We start from the raw sequence: 21,087 nt of genomic DNA, 5'->3' as shown, positions 1-21,087 counted from the left end.
CCCTTCTCCTTTTTTCCTGAGTGTCCTTAGGGATTTATGAAACAATAGGTCGATTTGTTACATATATAACCTAAAACCAATACAATAGCATGTTGTAATCATGTTATAGAATCTCATAAACCAGGCCAAATCCTATGAATAAGCCTACTTTACGTAAACTGCATAGTACCTTAGCTCCAATCATCGTACTGCCTTTCATGATCACAGCAATCACCGGGATAGCCTATAGATTAGGGAGAGCCTGGTTTGGGCTTTCTAAAGATCAAACCCACTTTTTAATGGCGATTCACGAAGGAGAATATCTTGGTGATCAACTGAGGCCGATTTATGTACTTTTAAATGGTTTAGGATTAATTTTTATGTTAGTTACAGGTATAGTAATGTATTGGAAAAGTATCAGCAAGAAAGGTATTTTTTCTAGCAAAGTGACAGATAAAAAAACCGCCCCAGATAGTTAATTAACTGACTCTAGCAGTTTTTAATTCGGTGAGGGGCTTACTAGAAGTGGGTTTGAGGGAGTCGGGAGCGGTGCGACCCCGCGCTTTTTGCGACGCGGTGCGACCCACCCAACCCTTGGATTTAAGCAAAGTTCAAGAAACAGTCTCTGCTAGTGATATCAAAGCCCAAACCAAATCAATCCACCCAGGGTTAAACTCACCAAACCAACAGCTAGCCAGACGAATTGATTATCCTTAGTGTTAATCTCAGCAGGATCTAGGGGTTCTGGTACCAAGCCTAGGCTAGGCTGCTTGCGATCGCTAAAAGACCTATACACATAACTCTCCCGGTCGTCACTTTCTGCGATCGCACCTAAGTCAGGAATGTTGGTCATCCATTCTGCTGGTCTAGTAAGCTGAGGAGCTTGCAGAATATAGAGTAAATCTTTACCTTGTTTGGAGGTGTCTAGGTCAGGATGGCTAGTCAACTGTTGGCAAAGTGCGATCGCTTCCGCTTTTTGCCCAGCTGCCTCATAAGCCATCACCAACCACATTTGCACCTCTCCCCCGAGCCCAGAGGATAGATTTACCAGATTTCTGGCTGTGGTCAAATGCTCTATAGAAGCACGATATTCTCCTCGTTCAAATGCGGCTTTTCCTGACTGGTACTCAAGGGAAAATTTTTCATTAGCCATTAGTCATTTGTTAATATAGCAATTCTACGACTTGTGAGGTACAAATTTCGGGTTTTTAGGGAGCAGGGACTTCGGAGCAGGGAACAGGTAAGAGAGAAGAGGGAAGAGGTAAAAAATAATGTGTACCTCATAGCTACGAGAAACGCTATCATTAATTATTAATTGACATTTTCAATTAACAATTTCCTAGTTGCCATTTTCCCTGTGTCCTTAGTTAGTAAATTCTGATGCCACGATCATCGAACCGATTCCTTCATCGGTGAAGATTTCCAGGAGCAGGGCATGGGGAATGCGACCATCAATAATATGAGCCGCACGTACCCCTTGGGCAAGCGATCGCACACAGCAGTTTACCTTAGGAATCATCCCACCAGACACTACCCCACTGTCAATCAACTCCCGTGATTGTTGAATATCTAGGTGAGCAATCAGGCTAGATGGGTCTTTAGGATCCTTCAAAACCCCAGGGGTATCAGTCAGCAAGATCAGCTTTTCTGCTTCTAAAGCAGCTGCGATCGCACCGGCAACCGTGTCAGCGTTGATATTGTAAGCTTGGCCAGTATCATCAGCCGCCACACTAGACACTACTGGAATGTAGCCACTATTGACCAAAGACTCTACTAGCCGCACATCCACAGTGCTCACTTCCCCAACAAAGCCAATACCCTCTTGACCTTCTGGGCGTGCTACGAATAAGTTACCATCTTTGCCACACAGCCCGACAGCATTACCACCGGCGTAGTTAATCCCAGAGACCAACTCTTTATTCACCCGACCCACCAGCACCATCTCCACTACATCCATCGTGGCAGCATCGGTAACCCGCAGACCATTCTTAAATTGTGGCTCAATCCCTAATTTCCCCAGCCAGCTATTGATTTCCGGACCACCACCGTGGATAAGGACTGGTCGTACACCTACACAAGCTAAGAATACAATATCCCGGATCACCTGCTCTTTGAGATTGCTGTCTTTCATTGCCGCACCACCATACTTAACCACGACTGTGCGACCAGCAAACTTTTGGATGTAGGGTAGTGCTTCACTAAGTACCCGCACACGGGTTGCTTCAGTTTCCCTTATGTACTCTTGAGTATAGAGCATAGGCAATCACTCAAATCTATAATCACATCCACAGCAGTGTAAATCATTTTCATGGCTTAGGGCTAGATGGAATCACACCCTCCTTAAGAATTGCAACAGACAAAGCTTCAGGGGAACAGAGGTAGAGCTGCTTAATTTTCATTTTCGTAAAAAATAGATGGGTCAGATGGTCAGATGCTGATATAGGTATAATTTTCGACCCTACTCCCTACTCCCGACTCCCTACTCCCTACTCCCTACTCCCTACTCCAATTAACCTAGGACCAGGTACCTCACCCAGATATTGAAATCAGATAGTTTTTAGGAAAAATTGCGGATTTAGAAGCAAAAGCCCAGACTAATTTAACAGAATCAAACAAGGCTACTAGCTTCAAGCAGGGCTTTATCTTAGATTTACCTTAATGGGTAATTAGTAATCAGTAATTTTACCTCACTACTACCCACCAATGACCGATTACCATGAGCTCCTGTGTTAGCTTAAGTATATAGCCCAACAAACAATTGCTTATTTACCTGTTTCACCTCGATGCTGAAAATCCTTCTCAAGCAGCTGCGCCACGATCATTATATTCTTTGGTATAACAGCTTAATTATTATACTATTTTTAATTTTAAGTATTTATGTCAAGATTCAGGACAGGGGTTATATAGTCGTAGGACTTTTTGATGATCCTTTTCTTATCAATCGCCCCTACATCGGCACGTTATCAGCTGTCTCTGAATTAATGTGGTGCGTAGTAGTAACCATTTGTTTATGGTGCTGGTTATTGCTGAACAAAATCCAGCCTAATCAAAAAATAAATCGATTTATTTTTTCCTCTGCCATTGGCATTGGAATATTATTAATTGATGATGTTTTCAGGATTAATTTAATACTAGTAAATCAAGGGATTTCAAAAGCGCCGGTGTATTTTATGTATGGCATAGGTGCCATCCTGTATGGATTAGCTTTTTGGAGGATAATTCGAGCTACACCATATATACTGCTGATGATTGCGGCAATTTTATTTGTAATATCTGGTTTGGTAGACTCGTCCCATTTGTCAGGACAAGGAACCAGAGCCATGCTAGAAGATGCCACTCGGTTATTGGGTATTATGAACATCACTCTCTATTTCAGCCAGGTATGCTGGCAGGTGATGCTGCAATCTTTGGATAGAAAGATAAATCGAGCTACCTAAGTCCCAAATTGGGATTTAAAGTTCTCTGGGCAAAGACTTGTTGTGGGGCAATTTTAAATTCCGTAATTTCACAGATTTACAGTGGGTGGTCAAAAGGTTAACAATATAAGAACTAAGTGTGTCTTAGTGTCGTGGGAGGTGATTACCTTCTTGATACCCAGTTCCACTTCAAAAGGGAATTAACTCCAACGGATAAGTGGGAGATCTGCTACTTGGTACGAAACCAAGCTGGTTAATCTGACCATTGCTGTTACCATCGGTGCTGCTGGAAATTGTTGCCCAATTGACCAACGGCATATGCTCAAAACCTTACAATACATGTTCTCTGGTCATTATATATCCCACGAGCATTGCTATGTCTGGAAGCCTGAATTAGTTGGACTTCATGCTGGATCGGACTTGCTAATTGCCCTATCCTATTACTCTATTCTGCTGTTGCTGATCTATTTTTGGTCTCAAAACCAAGATCTGCCATTACTGAAGATTTTCTTACTATTGAGTGCCTTGGTTTTGTGCTGTGGCACCAGTCACTTGCTGGAGGTCTGGACAATTTGGCATCCAGATTATTGGCTCTCTGGTTTAGTCAAAGGCACTAGTGCCATACTTTCTCTGTCTAGCGCTATCGCACTAGTAGTAGTGATGCCAAAAGTCTTAGCATTCTCCAGTAGAGCTGCACTGGAAGCGACTAACACAGCTCTGGAAAAGGAAATTGCTGAACGTAAGCAAACCCTAGAAGAACTACTGAGATCCCAACAAACCTTGTCCCTCCTGGTAGAGCAAACTCCCCTTGGTTTCATTGAGTGGAGCCTGGATGGTGAAGTGATGCAGTGGAACCATGTAGCCGAAAAAATTTTTGGCTATAAGAAGATGGAAGCCTTTGGGCATCGTGCCCATGAATTGATGAAGCCGCAATCTTCCGTAGAGCAGTTCCAGCGAGTTCTGCAAGACTGTTTGAATTTTCAGTGTAGCAACTGCATTACGGAAAACTACCATCCACAAGATGGCAGTAGTATATTTTGCCAGTGGCACAATGCTCCCTTAATTGAATCTGATGGCACCATCATCGGAGTGGTGTCCGTGGTAGAGGATATCACGAAGCGCAAGCTAGAGGATGATGTCCTCAGCCAAGCCTATGAAGAGTTAGAACAACGAGTATTAGAACGGACAAAGCAACTAGCAGAAGCCAATGAAGTCTTAACAGCTGAAATCAGGGAGCGCCGCCAGGTTGAGTCCGAATTAGGCAACAACCTGGAGCTGCTCAACCGATTTTTGGAATATGTACCCGCAGCTATTGCCATGTTCGATCAGCAGATGAGGTACCAGTTTGTTAGTCGCCACTGGTACTCAGAGTACAACATATATGATGACAACATCATTGGCAAAAGCTACTACGACGTATTTCCAGAAACTCCTGAGGGTTGGAAGAAAATACACCAACGGTGCTTAGAGGGTTATTCAGCAGAGTGTGAAGAAGATTTGTTTATTCGCGCTAATGGTGAACAACAGTGGCTCAAGTGGGAAATCCGTCCTTGGGTTGACATTAGTGGGAAGATTAGCGGTATCATTATGAGTACTGAGGTGATTACAGAGCGTAAGGAAGCTCAAGAGGCCCTCAAACGACTTAATCAAGATTTATCCCGATCTAACCGTGAGTTAGAACAGTTTGCTTACGTGGCTTCCCATGATTTACAAGAACCACTGCGAGCGATTAGTAGCTACACCCAACTCTTAGCTAAAAAATACCAGAGTAACCTGGATGCTCAAGCGGATAAGTATATTCATTACATCGTAGATGGCGCTACTAACATGCAGCAGTTAATCCAGGATCTGCTGAGTTTTTCTCGGGTGGGAACCCATGGTAAAGAATTAGCAGCTACTGACTGCGAGGTAGTACTGAATCGGGTTTTAGACAATTTAAATGTGGCGATTATCGAGAGCGATGTCATAGTTACCCATGACTCCTTACCTGTAGTTATGGGGGATGATATACAACTGAGTCAACTTCTGCAAAATCTCATCGGTAATGCTATTAAGTTTCGCAGCCAAGAGCTACCCAGAGTCCATATTTCAGCGGAACTGAAGGGTAAGGAATGGATCTTTTCAGTTCGTGATAATGGTATTGGTATTGAGCCTGAGTACTTTGAGCGCATCTTTACTATTTTCCAGCGCTTGCATACCCGCCGTGAGTATCCCGGCACAGGCATTGGTCTAGCAGTTTGTAAGAAAATTGTAGAGCGTCATGGCGGAAAAATTTGGGTAGAGTCAGAGCTAGGAGTAGGCACAAAATTTTACTTCTCAATACCACAGCATCATCATGAGTTAAACATTATCTAGAAATTTCAGGAACTGGCATCATGAACATTATGACAAATACTCAACCAATTGATATTCTGCTGGTAGAAGATTCGTCGAGTGATGCCGAACTCATTTTAGAGGCATTATGTGATAGCAAGCTATCCAGTAAGTTTCACTGGGTTGATGATGGAGCTAAAGCGATCGCATTTCTCCGTAAGCAGGGAAAATATCAGGAAGCCCCACGTCCAGCTTTAATTGTTCTGGATCTTAATTTACCAAAAAAAGATGGTCGCGAGGTTCTCCAAGAAATCAAGGAAGACCCCCAGATAAGTACAATCCCAATTATTATATTAACCACATCTGACTCTCAGCAAGATATTATCAATACTTACAGACTAAAAGCTAACTGCTACATTTGTAAACCCATAGATTGGGAAAGTTTTATGTCGATGGTGAAGCGGATTGAAGAATTTTGGTTAGACCTTGTTAGACTGCCATTATATCAATAAATATGGACACCAATTCCCTGAAAATACTGCTAGTAGAAGATAACCCAGCTGATGCGGATCTTCTCCAAATCATTTTAACTGATGCTCAAGAGATTCAGTGGTCACTGGTGCAGGTAGAAAAGTTACAAGATGCTATTGATTCCCTCAGTAAACATCATTTTGATATAGTCTTGTTAGACCTATCGTTACCGGATAAACAGGGATTGATTACGGTAACAAAAACCCACGAGGTAGTACCGGATTTACCCATTGTGGTGTTAACGGGTCTTAATGATAGAGTTACTGCCCTAGAAGCATTACGAAAAGGAGCACAAGATTATTTAGTCAAGGGCAAAATTGATAGTGAATTGCTGATGCGCACAATTCGCTACGCTATTGAGCGAGCCAATACTATGAAGCAGCTTCGACAAAGTGAGGAGCAATTGCAACGACTCAATGAAGAATTAGAACATCGCGTTGCAGAACAAACCGATGAATTAAGGCAAAAAAATCAGTACCTGCAAGAGGAAATTTCAAATCGGAAGTCCTTGGAAGAAGAACTTCGTCAGGCGTTGAATAAAGAAAAAGAACTCAATGACCTCAAATCTCGGATTGTTTCAGTCGTTTCTCATGAATATCGCACCCCACTGGCCACCATCCTCTCTTCGGCAGAATTATTAGAACATTACAGTCATAAATGGTCTTCCGAAAAAAAGCGACGTTATTTTCAGCGGATTCAAACGACGGTTCAACATCTGACTAAGTTAGTGAGTGATGTACTGCTATTCAGTAAAGCTGAGGCAGGAAAATTGGAATTCAAACCATTACCTATAGATGTGGTAGCCTTATGTAAGGAAATTGTGGAAGAATTTAAACTAACAGCTAAGACTGGGTTTACTATTAACTTTAACTGTATAGATAATTCAAAGGAAACTTCCTGCTGTAGTAATCAGGGTTGGTTTTGCAAAGCTGATCTAGATGAAAAACTATTGCGGCAAATTCTGTCTAATTTGCTCTCCAATGGGATTAAGTATTCACCGGATGGGGGTGATATCCAATTTGATCTGATCATGAGTGATGATAGTACGATGTTCCGGATCCAAGATTCTGGCATTGGCATCCCCCCAGAAGACCAAGAACGGTTATTTGAGGCTTTCCAGCGCAGTAGTAATGTTGGTACTATCTCTGGTACCGGACTAGGATTAGCAATTGTCAAAAAATGTGTTAACCTCCACGGTGGTGAGATTTGTGTAGAGAGTGAAGTGGGAGTTGGTACAGCCTTTACGGTCACATTGCCATTACACTCATCCCATTATTCAGCAAAGCCTAATACCTAGGTAAGGGTGTAAGTATGCCTAATTAGTCTTGCTGGTGAGCAAATTGGTGAGCACCAAATAGAGAAAGTGCGATCGCAAACCCCAGCAGAATCGGTATCGCATACCAGGGAAACTCAGACAGGGGTAAGTAAGCAGCAGCCCGGAGTCCAGTGCTGGTATAACTTAGAGGCAATAGATAGACAATCACTTTTAAGACTGTAGGTAAGGTCCCTGGGTCAAAAAACGTCCCACCTAGGAAGGACATTGGAACAATTAAGAAGTTGTTGAAAAGACCAACCATTTCCAAGGATTTGACATTCAATCCCACTATCACCCCTAAACCGGCAAACACAGCACAATTAAGCACTAGCAACAAGAAAAATAAGGGATTGAGAAAACTCCATACTTTCCCAGTAAACAGCACTGCTACCAAAATAACTGAAGCAGATGTCATTAATCCCCGCAAAATCCCCGCCATCATTTTGCCGACATGCAAGGCTAAGGGATGGACTGGCATCAACAAGGTTTCCTCAAAGGTTTTGGTGTATAGCCGATCACCGCAAATGGAAAAGGTAGTGCCAGCAAAGCTAATGGTCATAGACGACAGCGCCACCATTCCTGGCAGAATAAATTCTAAATAGGATTCACCAACTGGGGGAGTCATTGTCCGATCTAAGGTACTCCCTAGGCCGAGACCAAATGCCAATATGTAGATCACTGGGGAGATTAGCCCACTAGCAACGACTTGGGTGGCTCGCACCCGTAACTTTAGCCAGTCCCCCCACAAAACCGTGAGGCTATCTGTGACTATAGTCGGTAACTGGGACGCTTTTAAGGTGTTGTGATGGGGCAGTGATAGATTGGATTTCACAGTATCGGTTTAAATTAAGTTAATTTTCCTTTACATTAGTCAATATTACTACCGACTACCACCAGAGTCATTAATCGTAGGGTGGGCAGTGCCTACCAACTTTGCAAGCTTCATTATCTGTCTGCTGCACTGCCCACCCTACATCAACTACTCCCGACTGGGAATTGTAACAGGCAAGATGCCTGTTCCACTCCCGACTCCCGACTCCCGACTGGGAATTGTAACAGGCAAGATGCCTGTTCCACTCCCGACTCCCATTAACCTAGCTTGTCAAGTACTCAAAGAGGGCAAGAAACTGACTATACCAGGAAAGGCAATAATCAACACTAGCACCAGCAGTTGCAACAGAATAAAGGGAATCGCACCTCGGTAAATTTCCATGGTTTTCACCTCTGGTGGGGCAACACCCCGTAAATAAAACAGAGCAAAGCCAAAGGGTGGTGTCAGAAATGAGGCTTGGAGATTGGCTCCGATAATTACCCCGTACCAGACCAAGTCAAGGTTAAGCTGTTGAGCCACTGGAGCAAACAGCGGTACTACAATAAAGGCAATCTCAAAAAAGTCTATAAAGAAGCCTAGTAGGAAAATAGTTAACATACTGACTACTAGGAAGCCAATGTAACCGCCGGGAAGGTTTAACAGCATCGCTTCCATGACGCGATCGCCATTCAAGCCACGAAACACTAAACTAAATGCTGTTGAACCCAGCAATATAAAAATCACCATGCTGGTAATCCGCATCGTCGCATCAGAGCTCTGTCGCAGGGATGGCAAATTCAACTGACCATTCACACCAGCCAATACCATTGCGCCGAGGCAACCCACAGCCCCTGCTTCTGTTGGAGTGGCAATGCCAAAAAATATACTGCCCAATACTAATAGAATTAACAATAATGGCGGTATCATTGATTGGATTACCCGCTTTCCCAACGCTTTTCCACTGATATCTCGGACTTCTAGTGGTAGGGCTGGTGCTGCGTCTGGTTTGAGCCATGCTACGATGATCACATGAATGGCAAACGCCCCAGCCATCATTAAACCAGGAATCACGGAACCGATAAACAGGTCTCCTACGGATATTCCTAACTGATCTGCTAATACCACCAGGACTACACTCGGGGGGATAATCTGTCCTAATGTCCCCGATGCTACGATTACCCCAGTGGCTAGTTCCTTGTTATAACCGTAGCGCAACATAATTGGGAGGGAAATCAGTCCCATTGCCACTACTGTTGCGGCAACGACTCCAGTAGATGCCGCCAGCAACGCACCCACAATCACCACCGCTAAGGCCAATCCCCCTCGCAGCCGTCCAAACAGAATTCCCATGGTTTCCAACAGCTGCTCAGCAATGCCAGATTTTTCTAGCATGGAACCCATAAAAATAAAGTAGGGCACGGCTAGGAGAGTGTAGTTGGCCATGATACCGAAAATCCGCTGGGGCATAGCGGTCAGGAAAATCGGGTCAAAGATACCCAAACTCACTCCTATGATGGCAAACAAAATTGCCACCCCACCTAGGGAGAAAGCCACCGGGTAGCCAAGCGAAAGTAATACCAAGGCACCGCCAAACATGGCTGGACCTAACCAGTCATAACCCATGGTTTTAGTCCTCCTCCTGGGGTGCCAAATATCCGGCAAAAATTGCCCAGTTTTTGATCGCTTCTGAGATTCCTTGAAGAATCAGCAACCCAAAGCTGACAATAATCATGGATTTAATTGGATAACGGGGTAACCCTCCTGGATCTGGGGACATTTCTTGAATCGTCCAGGAATTAACAATTGCTCCCCAAGAAAAATAAATTACCATGATGCAGAAGGGAATTAAGAACAATAATGTCCCAATTAAATTAGCGATCGCTTGAGCCTTTGGCTTCAAACTCTTATAAAAAACATCCACTCGCACATGGCCATTATGCTTGAGAGTGTAAGCCGCCCCCAACAGGAATACTAAGTCAAACAAGTACCATTGAGTTTCGATAAACCCATTAGAACTCAAATTTTCTCCTATAAAACGTCCCAAGTAGCGACCAACCACATTCCACACACCAATCAGGATCATCAGTGGCAAAATCCAGTAGGTTAAGCGACCGATTCTCTCATTGAAGCTATCAATTACTCTAGAGATACGTAATAGTTGTTGCAATAGCTACACTCCTCACTTACCAGCTATTGGAATGATATTTTAACATAGCAATTACCCATGACTGCGCTGCATCAAGACATTGTGCTTAAGAATAGATAAGATTGGATAAGTTCTATCCAAGCATTGCTGAATCTTTGAATGAATATGAGTAGAGTGGGCATCCTGCCCGCTCGAAAATAAGGAGGAAACTGGCAAGATGCCAGTTCTACCAAGATGCCAGTTCCACGCAAGATGCCCATTCCACCTCACTCTTAAAATCATTCCATTATTCAGCAACGCCTTCTATCAAGTCAGCAGCTATTAGTGTTTGATGAAAGGATAGTGATGAATTACCAGACGATAGGTTTACCTAAAGATTTTCTCAGAAGCTTGCAGGCATTACCACCACAGCAACAACGCATGGTGTTTGATTTTGTCGAGTTTCTGGCTCTCAAGTATGTTAAATCTGAGCCCAGTCAATCTCAGGCTCCTCGGATTTCAGGCTTGCTAGAAGGACAAGGATGGATCAGTGATGATTTTAACGAGCCTCTATCTTGAGAATTAAGAATTAAGAATGAAGAATTTAGAATGTAGAATGTAGAATGTAGAATGTAGAATTTAGAATTTAGAATTGGGAATTCTGACTTCGGCGTTGCTGAATCAAGGAATGAATATGAGTGGGGTGGGCATCCTGCCTGGGGTGAAAATATCAGAAGCAAGATGCCCGTTCCACAAAATTCATAAAATTATTCCATTATTAAGCAACGCCCGGCCTTCTGCCTTCTGCCTTCTGACTTCACCATTCTTAATTCTCCATTCTTAATTCTTAATTCTCCATTCTCCATTCTCCATTCTTAATTCTTAATTCTCCATTCTACATTCTACATTCTTAATTCTCCATTCTACATTCTACATTCTCTCCTCCTTCAAGCACAATCGCTCCAATAACTCCTTCGGAATAGTCTCAAAATCCTCCAACAAAAAATCCATAATCGCTAGATGGCGCAAGTGACCAGCAGTGGGAGGATAACAGCGACGACTAGTGGAAAACCAGCCATTAACGGTTTGAACGGAACAGGAGCAGATCAAAGCCATATCTTCGCGAGTCAGGTCCCACTTCTGGTAAAACCGTTGCGGTGTCATGCCCAATTGGCAGTAACTGTACAGTAGGATTAGGATTTGCTCTCGTTCCGTGATGGGATAGGGATAGATATTTTCCTCCCTTGGCTCCCTCTGTTGTCCAAGCTGTTCAAGACGCTCCATAGCTTCGTGATAATCGATGGGATGATGAACGAATCGTTTTTTTGCCATATTATAGAGTTACCTAAACTGTGGTTTGGGAAAGAGCCGCGCTTGTGCCGGGTCAAGCAAGAAGCGCGGCTCTTTTTCCAATGATTATATTATAAACATTGGCTAGTATTGTTGTCAAGTGGAAAATCAAAAAAATCTCGATTTTTTTTTAATTGTCATAATTATTTACAATTAAAAAATTAGGAGATAGGAGATAGGAGTTAGGAGGTAGGAGTTAGGAGTTAGGAGTTAGGAGTTAGGAGGTGGGAGTTAGGAGATAGGAGTTAGGAGGTAGGAGTTAGGAGTTAGGAGTTAGGAGGTGGGAGTTAGGAGTTAGGAGTTAGGAGGTAGGAGTTAGGAGTTAGGAGTTAGGAGTTAGGAGGTAGGAGTTAGGAGTTAGGAGGTAGGAGTTAGGAGTTAGGAGTTAGGAGTTAGGAGTTAGGAGATAGGAGTTAGGAGGTAGGAGTTAGGAGTTAGGAGTTAGGAGGTGGGAGTTAGGAGTTAGGAGTTAGGAGGTAGGAGTTAGGAGTTAGGAGGTAGGAGTTAGGAGTTAGGAGGTAGGAGTTAGGAGTTAGGAGTTAGGAGACAGAATATTTTTTAATTCAATTTGGCGACTTCTAACTACTGGTACAATCATTTTTAACTTATGCATCAAACAGTATAGAGAAAAATTGACTTAGAAAACAGAATATTTTTTAATTCACTTTTGCGACTTATGACTAACTACTGGTACAATCATTTTTAACTTATAAGTTATAACTTATAACTTATAACTTATAACTTATAACTTATAACTTATAACTCCTCCCTCCTCCCTCCTAACTCCTAACTCCTAACTCCTAACTCCTAACTCCTAACTCCTAACTCCTTACCTCCTATCTCCTTACCTCCTGTCTCCTTACCTCCTTACCTCCTCCAAAGAGTTAGGAGTAAAGACTATTAAAGAAAGAGATGACATTAATCCCATGATCAAAACAATTTTATTATCATCTCACAATTGGCTGAACCCAAAACTAAAAAAAAGATTAATTATAATTCTGACTTTTATTTACAAAAATTTATACATTAACGTTTCTTTTTGTCCGAGTATTTATATAAGGCTTTGATGCCAATGATATCATGGAAGATACAGTCCAAAATTCACCATCGATTCATTTAATGGCAAGCTCAAACCCTTATAACTATGTTCAATTTAAGGTCAAAAAAAAAATTATTTTTTTTTAACTTATAAGCTGAAATTATTCCCCAGTAAGGATTTCAGATTGCATGTCACTCCCCCAGCAAAAACACCTATTTTTTTTTGTCACAAAAAAATAGTAAACTGCAAATCGTGTGTAAATAACTACCCATGAGCAACACTCTACTTGTTCCCATTAATCTTGATGCTCTGTGTCTGGCAAACGACCAGGAAGTCCTTGATACCATGGCAGACTACAGCCTACTACCCTATAAATATCAAGGGGAAACCCATGGTTCTGGACAAGCAAACCTCAGTGAACAGGCTCTCGCCCCCTTATTTAACCACCAATTGACTCTGGAAGCGGGTATCCATCTCCATTGGTCTATACCCGATGCCCTCACTACTGGAACCCATAATACCTTCACTACTTTCCCTCAAGTTCCCAATCGTTGGCTGATTATCCGCCAAGGAGGAGACAAGGGAGATAAACAGTGGGTGCTCGAAAGTGACTATCTCTATCCTGAGCGTCCAGTAGAGGATAATAGCCCACCACCAAAGGCGATTAATATTCTCATTGACCCACCGGATGTAGTGGATACAGATCCTGATGATGCCAGCACTTATCAATATCAACGTTACCGCTATATGGGTAAAAGTTGGGAACTGGGAGAATGGGATTCGGATGATGCTAGTAAAGAGTATGCTGCAGCTTTAACTGCCGTAGGGACCAATGCCAATGTACCCGTATTAGATACAGTTAAAGTCACCTTTGCTGCATTTTATCCTAATTCCTACAGTGTTTTTGGTTTCCACGACCCTGATTACCCCACAGAGACTCCTGGATTAGATTTACAGTATGATGTGGTGGGTTGGTACAGCGATGGTGGACAGGATTGTATCCAAAAGTTTTTAGAAGAAAATAGTGGGGTTACTGACTCCGAAGAATTACTGGCACTTCTACAAGAAGAATTTAGTTGGACGATTGAGTCAGGAGCAGCCATACCACCCCAGACTATCTATCATTCTCGCATTACCTTCAGTGGGAATGGTGGTTCCGCAGATTTATCCCAACCTAACCTAGCCGTGGGAGATTCTCCCGCCGAAGCCCTGGCTGCTTACTTAGCAAATTCCTATCCCAATAAGGATCAGACTATTGGTGGCAACTCTAACAATACCATTGGCAAAATCGTTGAAGAACAGTTAGAAGCCCTGCAAATATTAGAAAGGTTAGAGTTTAACAAGCTCGATATGTATGCCAAATTCCGAGCAGGAAGACATGAAGTGGGGTTTGGTACGGAGAAAAATGGCTATCTGTGGTCAATTATGCCCCAGGTTTCCAAGAATGAGTCAGACACTACGGATACTTCTTCACAGAATGACTTAACCTTACCAGATGATTTAGCCCAATCACTGAATGAACTGAACATCATCCAAGAGCAATATAATCAGGCTCAGCTAGACATAGAATCCTTGCAGCGTCGGTTATATAGCCAATGGTACCTTTACATGAGGGACGATCCCAACTTCTACGGAGATGTCAATGATTACAGCCTGGTGCCTTTGCGAACAGCCATGGCTACTGCGGGAGAAATAGAATTTTCTGGACAGGGAACCAGCACCACAGTGACAGCGAAAACCTTGCCCTTTGAAGTTGTATCGAGGTTAAGTAGCTACTTCAATGATTACATAGCTGCGATAGATCAGGCCGTTGAGGGAAGTTATAGCAATTTTTCTGATTATATCAAGCCAGAATTTAGAAACTGTGGGATTGAACTATCTGATAATCCAACTGTTAGCATAACTAATCAAGGAGAAGCAAACTTCTATGAAGGAAGGGCTTGGAATATTGAGGATGGAGGACAAACCTATCCCGTTAACGTAGAAGGGGGGATTTTTACCATCTATATTCCCCCTACAGCCTCTCAAATCGCTTATAACCTGGTTGGTGCTATTCGTAACTTAGGAAGTGCGATCGCAAACTACACAACTTCCACCACCCAATACCGCCTCTGCCAAGTTCCTAGTGACAATTACTGGCGTCCTAGCGATCCCTTTGTCCTCTTGACCGGAGACGCCGCCAAGGCTTCCAATCGTTTTGGACAAGATGGACGGTTGCGGGAGGATGGTTTCTTAGAATGCTACCCGATAGATTTTGATGTTACGAACATTACCAATGATGTGGATGGGCTTTTAGCAAAAATTAATAGCCTTAAACCCTCATCAGGAGAAGACTCCATTAACTTTAATACCTGGAGTCAGCAACCTTGGAATCCCTTTGCTTTCCAGTGGAATGTCTTGAACTATCCTAGTCGTGAGATGAAGGAGGGAGTGGTTCAAGATTATCAACCCAATCAAATCCTGGATAACTATAGCTTAGAACCCAATGCCATCGACCTCCAACTGAAACCTGGCAAGGAAAGCAGTTTTACCCCAGATGGTAATAGTTATAAGGGGTTCAGCATTTTAACCCCGTCGGCGGGAGAAGAGTTAAGCGGACAACTGACTAGTTATTTAAACGCACAACTTTTGCCCACTTACTACTATCAAAATAATATTCCCGAAGACGAGCAAACCCCAGACTACCTGAGTGAAAATTTTGAGGCGGTTAAATCCTGGTATGAGGCTACAGATGATGTACAAGCAATGACCGAAGAGCAAAAAGCCCAAGATACCATTTACGTAGCATTGTGGGCTTACGAACAGATGGAAGATTTAGACTGTCAAGCCCAAACTATCGGTGGGTTTAACGACACCATCATGCTCTCCCAACCCACTCTGTCACTAGAAGTGGACGATCCCCTCACTACCAATAACACAGCAAAATTGGTAACGGATCAGGTGCGTTGGACTTTAGGCGATAGCAGCATTCAATACGAATTCCTCTCAGGAGACATTTTCAACCCGATCCGCAGTGGAGGAATGACCATCGATCAATTGTGGTTAGTGGATAGTTATGGACGACATTTTACCGTCATTGACCCAGATGCAGGACAAGCGGATTTGGTAACTAGTAGCCGGATGACTCCCCCTGATAACGTTGACTATCAATTTTTATTGGCACCTCGTTTCGCCCAAAATGCCCGTCTCAACTTCCACTGGTTAGCAGCCGATGCTCCCAGTGAGATCGAAATGACTACCAAGCCAGCCCGAAATCCCGTTTGTGGTTGGATTGTCCCCAATAATCTCGACAGCACCTTGAGTATTTATGACCAGCAAGGAAAAACTTTGGGTTCCTTAGATCGAGCTGGTAATTGGAGGGCTGCCCCTGGAGGCTTTGGTATTCCTGATGTCGCCAGCATCTCTAATCCTCATCTGCGCAAGCTGGTAGAGTATCTCCTCAATCAAGGAGAAAGTTTTCAACAACAGTTTCTTTCTACCTTAGACAATTCCCTAGCCACCATCGATCCCGAAGGGTTTGCCCTCCATAGCACTCTGGCATTATTAATTGGACGACCCATGGCTGTGGTACGTGCCACCTTTAGCTTAGAGGTTAAAGGATTACCTGTGTGCGATCCTACTGTCAAAATTGAGAGCGCTGACCAAGAAGTACCCACCTACGGGTATACGGAAGTTAAAGTTCCTATTCGTTTAGGGGATTATCAACAACTCAACGATGGGTTAGTGGGTTATTGGCGAGAAACCGCCGCAGACAATGATGAAGGTTATGACTATGAAGGAAATATCTTCTATGCACCCCAAAGTAATTTATCCAATGACAGTTTGATTCAAACGGAAGCAGAAGGGTTGGTGTATTTCGAGCAAACCGTGGATGCACCACCCCAAGGAGTGACCATGTTAATCGATCCTCGGGGCACAATTCATGCTACCTGTGGGTTCTTACCCAACCGAGAATTGACCTTACCGTCGGAAAACTACACGACCGCATTACAGTCAATGGAAGTTAATTTCCTGGCTACCCCAATGTTATGCGATCGCCAAACTGATATGACAATTGACATCCACGATGGCGATCAACTTGATCCCCCAGCCTTTGATGCTAGCAGTGGTTTAGCAATTCCTGTCCCCCAACAAGCTAATGCTGTGTGGTCTTGGGTATCCCTAAGTGGTGACGAGTGGTCAGAAACCACGGAAATTGAAGGGGTTAACCCCACAGCAACGTTTTCTGAACCCCAACAACTGTATGAGGGTTGGTTGCAACTGAGTCGGGCACAGGAGGAGTAGAGGAGTTAGTAGTTAGGAGTTAGGAGTTAGGAGTCAGGAGTCAGGAGTCAGGAGGTAAGGAGTTAGGAGGTCAGGAGTCAGGAGTCAGGAGTCAGGAGGTAGAAGTGACCAAAGTCCTCACTATACTACATGTAGTCAGAAAAGATTCAATTGTATTCTATCTCCTGTCTTCTTATCTCCTAACCTCCTAAATTCTGTCTTCTTATCTCCTAACCTCCTAACCTCCTAAATTCTGTTTCCCGATACAAATCATATTTTTCAACCATCAAATTCTAAGGAGTCGAAATAATGGTCGCATTAAATGCTGATCAGATTGCGCAAATAGCAGGGTTCAATAACGTCGAAGATTTAAAGAATTTTTTATGGAATGAACTAGCTATTACTCTGCTTAATGATGTTGTTTTAGCAACCATTGCCAATGAATTTAACCTTGGTACAATAGAGTACTACTATGTCGATATAGATGGAACTTTTTTCCATCAATTTGTTTGGTCAGCAACGATTAATGTCGCACCGGATGATGAGGTTTCCGATACCTCAGAAGAACCCCAAAATGTAAATGCAGTAAATGCCAATATCCTAATTCAGGTTGAGGATGCGCCAAATACTAAACAAGACGGGCTCTATGGTGGGACAATTGATATTCCTCTGGGTGATTCAATTACCTATACTCCTACAGAGTCTGAAGATGGCGAGACAGAATACATCGCAGAATATGACGATGGTACCCTCGTCCTGAGATTTACCTTATTCTTCCAAAATAAAAAGTCTCCAGGTCAATCCCAGTCCTCATCAATTATTACGGCAAGTCTGGCTGCTGAAAAAAGTCTAGAGATTGCCCTCCAAGACCTAATTAGTACAATTTCCTTCGGACTCAGTGATTTAATTCCCCTGGAGTTATTGAGTTATTTCAAGGTGAACAGCAGCATCGTGATGGTGATTGATTGCCCTGCTAACCCAAATAATACTGGTAATTCCAGTACCGTAGTTGCCAAGAAACGATCAATGCTGTTTAGTATTGGTTTCAATGGCCGGATCATGTTTAACGACATTCCCCTAGTTAACCAAGCATTAACTCCTTCGATCGCTGATAGTGAATTTGCTTTTGAATTTTTAGTGGCATTACAAGAATTCTCTCGCAAACAGCTAATGCAAGTTAACTATTTCCTCGAAGAAATAGGAGTACCTCTAAGAATCAAACCCCCCTGCAACAGCACAAATGTCCTGAAACGGGGTGCTTCTATTGGCGCTCACTTTGAAATTGGTCCCTATGCCAAAGCTTGGTTAACCCCCTTATCCCGTCCTAAGACTACTACTCCTCCTCCTCCTGCGAAACCGAGTAGTAGTTTAGTCCCAACTAGCGATGTGCAAGTACTTGCTGCTTCCAGTTCCAATGTCAGCTCCAATGACGAAGAACTTCCCGTTACTATCACCGAAAATGGTGTTTGGTTAACAGTACAAAAATCCTTTGGCCCCCTGCATTTCGAGAAAGTAGGACTCACCTATAAAAATCAAAAAATTAACCTAACGCCTCAATTGGTTGTAGAGGTATCCCGTATGGTAATGACCCTTAATGGGTTGTCCATAGGTTCTCCTTTAATGGAGTTTTCTCCTTCGTTTAACCTGGATGGTTTTGGCTTAGAAGTGATCACCAGTGGACTAGAAATAGGTGGCACTTTCCTACTAGTTGAGGGCAGCAGCTACGATGGATTTTTAGGAACAGCCGTTATTGGCTTGAAAATTGGTAAGGGAGGCAAAAAATGTCTCTCCCTATCTTCCATTGGGGCTTTTGCTAACTTTACTGACAGCGACAATTTTGGTCTCTTTCTCTACCTAGCACTCAACTATCCCTTGGGAGGACCACCTTTCTTCTTCGTTACCGGTATATCAGGGGGATTTGGTTATAACTACCGACTAATTGTTCCCACCTTGGATGAACTAGTAGCCTTTCCTTTCGTGGATGAGGCAGTTCATGATCAAAAAGCACCGGATCCTGCTGAGAGTGCCCAGCTTCTGGCTGATGAGTTGCTGATTTTGTCTAACTATATGCCTCCGGAAGTTGGGGCTTGGTTTGGGGCAGCAGGGATTAAATTCACCTGCTTTAAGATCATGGATGGCTTTGGACTGTTGAACATTGCCCTGGATTCCAGTGGGTTTGAGATCGATTTCATTGCCATTGTCACTTTAATGCTGCCTACCACCATAACTGGTCCGTTTGAACCAATTGCCGTGGCAGAAATGGTGATGGAATCAAGGTTTGCTCCTGCTGAAGGGGTGCTCATGGTGCGGGGACAACTAACCCCTAGTTCCTATGTGTTTAGCCGAGAGTGTCATTTAACAGGGGGTTATGCTTTCGGGCTGTGGTTTGCTGGAGAAAGGGCAGGGGATTTTGTTGTTACCCAAGGGGGCTACCATCCCCGTTTTTATGCTGCGGATCGTTATCCTGATGTACCTCGCTTAGGCTACAGTTGGCAGATTGACGATAATGCCTTTACCACCGCCCAGGTCTATTTTGCTCTGTGTGGCTATGGAGTAATGGTAGGTGGACTTTTTGCCATTGCCTTTAGGGCGGGGGCTCTGTGGGCTGAGTTTGATGCGGGGATTGATTTCTTAATCAGTTGGAAACCCTACCATTATGATGTTTCCTGGCACTTCTTTGTGCGGGCGGGGATTGGTGCCCTTGCCGTGGGTCTGGGGGTCAATGTTCGTTTTTGGGGTCCAGACTTCGGTTGTAAATTCAAGATCAGAATTATCATTATTACCGTCACCATCAAGATTGGGGATCAAACGTCTCAATATCCCAATCCCATTGACTGGGATGAGTTTAGGGGAGCTTTCTTGCCCCCAGATGATGAAGTGTGCAGCATTGCCGTGGTTGATGGTTTAAGCAAGCAGATTATCCGCGAAACAGACGGCGCAGAAATCTGGGTGATTAATCCTAAAGACTTGGAATTGACCACCGATAGTATTATTCCTGCGAAACAGGTACAAACTTGGGGTGCTGACCAATCTGTGGGTACAGAGATGGCATTTGGAATTAATTCCATGGGAATTAAGAAAGATGAATTAACCACCGTCCACAATGTTACTATTACCAGGAATGGTGACGAAGAGGGTGCTAAAGGGAAATTCAAGTTTATACCCATCACCAAATATGCACCCGTTGCTGCTTGGGGTGATCCTATTTCTTCAGAACACATTGTTCCCCCGGAACCTAATGATGACCCATTTATCGAAGATGTGTTCTTTAGTTTCCAGATTGTTCCTGCCGAACAGCCCAAACCTGGAGAAACCGATGTAATCGGCGTTGAACATTTACTCTATGACACTTTACCCATCGATAATTCTTACATTTGGGAAACCATCGCAGCATTTATCCCCGATGCCAGCTTAACAAGCGAACAAGCCAAACGCGATCGCATTAACGCAACTGTGGAAAGTAATTCCCAACGGGATGACCTTTTAACAGCATTAGGCTTTGACACTAGCAAAGTCAGTATCCATTCTGGTGTCTCGGATAGTTTTATCTTTGCACCGCAGGTGAGTTAGGAGGTAAGGAGTTAGGAGGTAAGGAGTTAGGAGACAGGAGGTAAGGAGATAGGAGGGAGGTAAGGAGGTAAGGAGTTAGGAGGTAAGGAAGTAAGGAGGTAAGGAGACAGGAGATAGAAAACAGAAGAAAGAATAAAGAATAAAAATAATTCTTTTCTGACTACATGTGGCGAACTATAATTTTTGGTAACTCCCACCTCCAAACTCCCGACTCCTCAACTCCTAATCTCCAAACTCCAAACTCCTCAACTCCTAACTCCTACCTCCCAACTCCTAACTCCCAACTCCTAATCTCCTAACTCCTAACCTCCTAACTCCTCAACTCCTAACCTCCTAACTCCTAACTCCTTACCTCCTAAAAATAACCATTCACAA

At 43.4% G+C, this 21,087-nt stretch carries 18 protein-coding genes; 9 read left to right on the top strand and 9 right to left on the bottom strand.

Annotation, left to right across the window (positions count from 1 at the left end):
• The first annotated feature begins 134 nt into the window (after window positions 1-134).
• Entirely contained in the window at window positions 135-458 is a 324-nt protein-coding gene (locus F6K57_RS16900; protein ID WP_293019827.1) for a PepSY-associated TM helix domain-containing protein, read from the top strand.
• On the opposite strand, the gene F6K57_RS16895 is transcribed toward F6K57_RS16900, so the two are convergent.
• From F6K57_RS16895 to argB, 4 genes are all read right to left on the bottom strand, one after another.
• Window positions 459-587, bottom strand: a complete 129-nt coding sequence (locus F6K57_RS16895) for a hypothetical protein (protein ID WP_293042925.1) — start codon at window positions 585-587, stop codon at window positions 459-461. It lies immediately after the preceding gene.
• A 29-nt stretch (window positions 588-616) separates the two neighbouring features.
• Window positions 617-1,132 (bottom strand): hypothetical protein, encoded by a 516-nt coding sequence (locus F6K57_RS16890; protein WP_293069406.1) that lies wholly within the window; start codon window positions 1,130-1,132, stop codon window positions 617-619.
• A complete protein-coding gene (locus tag F6K57_RS16885) occupies window positions 1,132-1,263 on the bottom strand; it encodes a hypothetical protein (RefSeq protein ID WP_293069404.1) in 132 nt (43 codons plus the stop codon). Before F6K57_RS16885 ends, F6K57_RS16890 begins: the two co-directional genes overlap by 1 nt.
• 79 nt (window positions 1,264-1,342) lie before the next feature.
• Entirely contained in the window at window positions 1,343-2,236 is an 894-nt protein-coding gene (argB, locus tag F6K57_RS16880) for an acetylglutamate kinase (RefSeq protein WP_293069402.1), read from the bottom strand.
• A 526-nt stretch (window positions 2,237-2,762) separates the two neighbouring features.
• Between argB and F6K57_RS16875 the strand changes: the two genes are divergently transcribed.
• The 4 genes from F6K57_RS16875 (at window position 2,763) to F6K57_RS16860 (ending at window position 7,536) form a co-directional block, all read left to right on the top strand.
• Window positions 2,763-3,416: a hypothetical protein gene (locus F6K57_RS16875; RefSeq protein WP_293069400.1), complete on the top strand. Its 654-nt coding sequence runs from the start codon at window positions 2,763-2,765 to the stop codon at window positions 3,414-3,416.
• Between the two features lie 297 nt (window positions 3,417-3,713).
• On the top strand, window positions 3,714-5,750 hold the full coding sequence (locus F6K57_RS16870) for a PAS domain S-box protein (RefSeq protein ID WP_293069398.1): 2,037 nt from the start codon (window positions 3,714-3,716) through the stop codon (window positions 5,748-5,750).
• 20 nt (window positions 5,751-5,770) lie between these two features.
• Window positions 5,771-6,220: a response regulator gene (locus F6K57_RS16865; RefSeq protein WP_293019839.1), complete on the top strand. Its 450-nt coding sequence runs from the start codon at window positions 5,771-5,773 to the stop codon at window positions 6,218-6,220.
• A 2-nt stretch (window positions 6,221-6,222) separates the two neighbouring features.
• Window positions 6,223-7,536, top strand: coding sequence for an ATP-binding protein (locus F6K57_RS16860; RefSeq protein WP_293042012.1), 1,314 nt, complete (start codon window positions 6,223-6,225; stop codon window positions 7,534-7,536).
• Window positions 7,537-7,558: 22 nt separating this feature from the next.
• On the opposite strand, the gene F6K57_RS16855 is transcribed toward F6K57_RS16860, so the two are convergent.
• A complete protein-coding gene (locus F6K57_RS16855; RefSeq protein ID WP_293042015.1) occupies window positions 7,559-8,386 on the bottom strand; it encodes an ABC transporter permease in 828 nt (275 codons plus the stop codon).
• 81 nt (window positions 8,387-8,467) lie between these two features.
• On the opposite strand from F6K57_RS16855, the gene F6K57_RS16850 reads away from it, so the two are divergent.
• Complete coding sequence (locus tag F6K57_RS16850; protein WP_293069395.1) at window positions 8,468-8,647, top strand: hypothetical protein; 180 nt, start codon at window positions 8,468-8,470, stop codon at window positions 8,645-8,647.
• Window positions 8,648-8,656: 9 nt separating this feature from the next.
• Here the strand turns inward: F6K57_RS16850 and F6K57_RS16845 are convergent, their stop codons facing one another.
• The 3 genes from F6K57_RS16845 to F6K57_RS16835 form a co-directional block, all read right to left on the bottom strand.
• Window positions 8,657-9,988, bottom strand: coding sequence for a TRAP transporter large permease subunit (locus F6K57_RS16845; RefSeq protein ID WP_293069393.1), 1,332 nt, complete (start codon window positions 9,986-9,988; stop codon window positions 8,657-8,659).
• Between the two features lie 4 nt (window positions 9,989-9,992).
• Window positions 9,993-10,532, bottom strand: coding sequence for a TRAP transporter small permease subunit (locus F6K57_RS16840; protein WP_293069391.1), 540 nt, complete (start codon window positions 10,530-10,532; stop codon window positions 9,993-9,995).
• A 71-nt stretch (window positions 10,533-10,603) separates the two neighbouring features.
• On the bottom strand, window positions 10,604-10,771 hold the full coding sequence (locus tag F6K57_RS16835; RefSeq protein WP_293069389.1) for a hypothetical protein: 168 nt from the start codon (window positions 10,769-10,771) through the stop codon (window positions 10,604-10,606).
• An 85-nt stretch (window positions 10,772-10,856) separates the two neighbouring features.
• On the opposite strand from F6K57_RS16835, the gene F6K57_RS16830 reads away from it, so the two are divergent.
• Entirely contained in the window at window positions 10,857-11,069 is a 213-nt protein-coding gene (locus tag F6K57_RS16830; protein ID WP_293069387.1) for a DUF2281 domain-containing protein, read from the top strand.
• A gap of 351 nt (window positions 11,070-11,420) precedes the next feature.
• Here F6K57_RS16830 and F6K57_RS16825 read toward each other — a convergent pair whose 3' ends face one another.
• Window positions 11,421-11,822: a hypothetical protein gene (locus tag F6K57_RS16825; protein ID WP_293030289.1), complete on the bottom strand. Its 402-nt coding sequence runs from the start codon at window positions 11,820-11,822 to the stop codon at window positions 11,421-11,423.
• A gap of 1,327 nt (window positions 11,823-13,149) precedes the next feature.
• On the opposite strand from F6K57_RS16825, the gene F6K57_RS16820 reads away from it, so the two are divergent.
• Both F6K57_RS16820 and F6K57_RS16815 read left to right on the top strand, forming a co-directional pair.
• Window positions 13,150-17,163 carry a hypothetical protein gene (locus F6K57_RS16820; RefSeq protein WP_293069384.1) on the top strand — a complete coding sequence of 1,338 codons (4,014 nt, stop codon included), beginning with the start codon at window positions 13,150-13,152 and terminating at the stop codon, window positions 17,161-17,163.
• Between the two features lie 288 nt (window positions 17,164-17,451).
• Complete coding sequence (locus tag F6K57_RS16815; protein WP_293069382.1) at window positions 17,452-20,712, top strand: DUF6603 domain-containing protein; 3,261 nt, start codon at window positions 17,452-17,454, stop codon at window positions 20,710-20,712.
• Window positions 20,713-21,087: the final 375 nt, after the last annotated feature.

The sequence above is a fragment of the Moorena sp. SIO4A5 genome (assembly GCF_010672005.1).
GTDB lineage: Bacteria > Cyanobacteriota > Cyanobacteriia > Cyanobacteriales > Coleofasciculaceae > Moorena.
This window is presented reverse-complemented; position numbering and strand designations above follow the sequence as displayed.

Excerpts from the sequence above, each read along its gene's own strand:
- F6K57_RS16900 (WP_293019827.1), top strand. The coding sequence starts at position 135 with ATGAATAAGCCTACTTTACGTAAACTGCATAGTACCTTAGCTCCAATC.
- F6K57_RS16890 (WP_293069406.1), bottom strand. The coding sequence starts at position 1,132 with ATGGCTAATGAAAAATTTTCCCTTGAGTACCAGTCAGGAAAAGCCGCA.
- F6K57_RS16885 (WP_293069404.1), bottom strand. The coding sequence starts at position 1,263 with ATGAGGTACACATTATTTTTTACCTCTTCCCTCTTCTCTCTTACCTGT.
- argB (WP_293069402.1), bottom strand. The coding sequence starts at position 2,236 with ATGCTCTATACTCAAGAGTACATAAGGGAAACTGAAGCAACCCGTGTG.
- F6K57_RS16875 (WP_293069400.1), top strand. The coding sequence starts at position 2,763 with ATGCTGAAAATCCTTCTCAAGCAGCTGCGCCACGATCATTATATTCTT.
- F6K57_RS16870 (WP_293069398.1), top strand. The coding sequence starts at position 3,714 with ATGCTCAAAACCTTACAATACATGTTCTCTGGTCATTATATATCCCAC.
- F6K57_RS16865 (WP_293019839.1), top strand. The coding sequence starts at position 5,771 with ATGAACATTATGACAAATACTCAACCAATTGATATTCTGCTGGTAGAA.
- F6K57_RS16860 (WP_293042012.1), top strand. The coding sequence starts at position 6,223 with ATGGACACCAATTCCCTGAAAATACTGCTAGTAGAAGATAACCCAGCT.
- F6K57_RS16845 (WP_293069393.1), bottom strand. The coding sequence starts at position 9,988 with ATGGGTTATGACTGGTTAGGTCCAGCCATGTTTGGCGGTGCCTTGGTA.
- F6K57_RS16835 (WP_293069389.1), bottom strand. The coding sequence starts at position 10,771 with ATGGGCATCTTGCGTGGAACTGGCATCTTGGTAGAACTGGCATCTTGC.
- F6K57_RS16830 (WP_293069387.1), top strand. The coding sequence starts at position 10,857 with ATGAATTACCAGACGATAGGTTTACCTAAAGATTTTCTCAGAAGCTTG.
- F6K57_RS16825 (WP_293030289.1), bottom strand. The coding sequence starts at position 11,822 with ATGGCAAAAAAACGATTCGTTCATCATCCCATCGATTATCACGAAGCT.
- F6K57_RS16820 (WP_293069384.1), top strand. The coding sequence starts at position 13,150 with ATGAGCAACACTCTACTTGTTCCCATTAATCTTGATGCTCTGTGTCTG.
- F6K57_RS16815 (WP_293069382.1), top strand. The coding sequence starts at position 17,452 with ATGGTCGCATTAAATGCTGATCAGATTGCGCAAATAGCAGGGTTCAAT.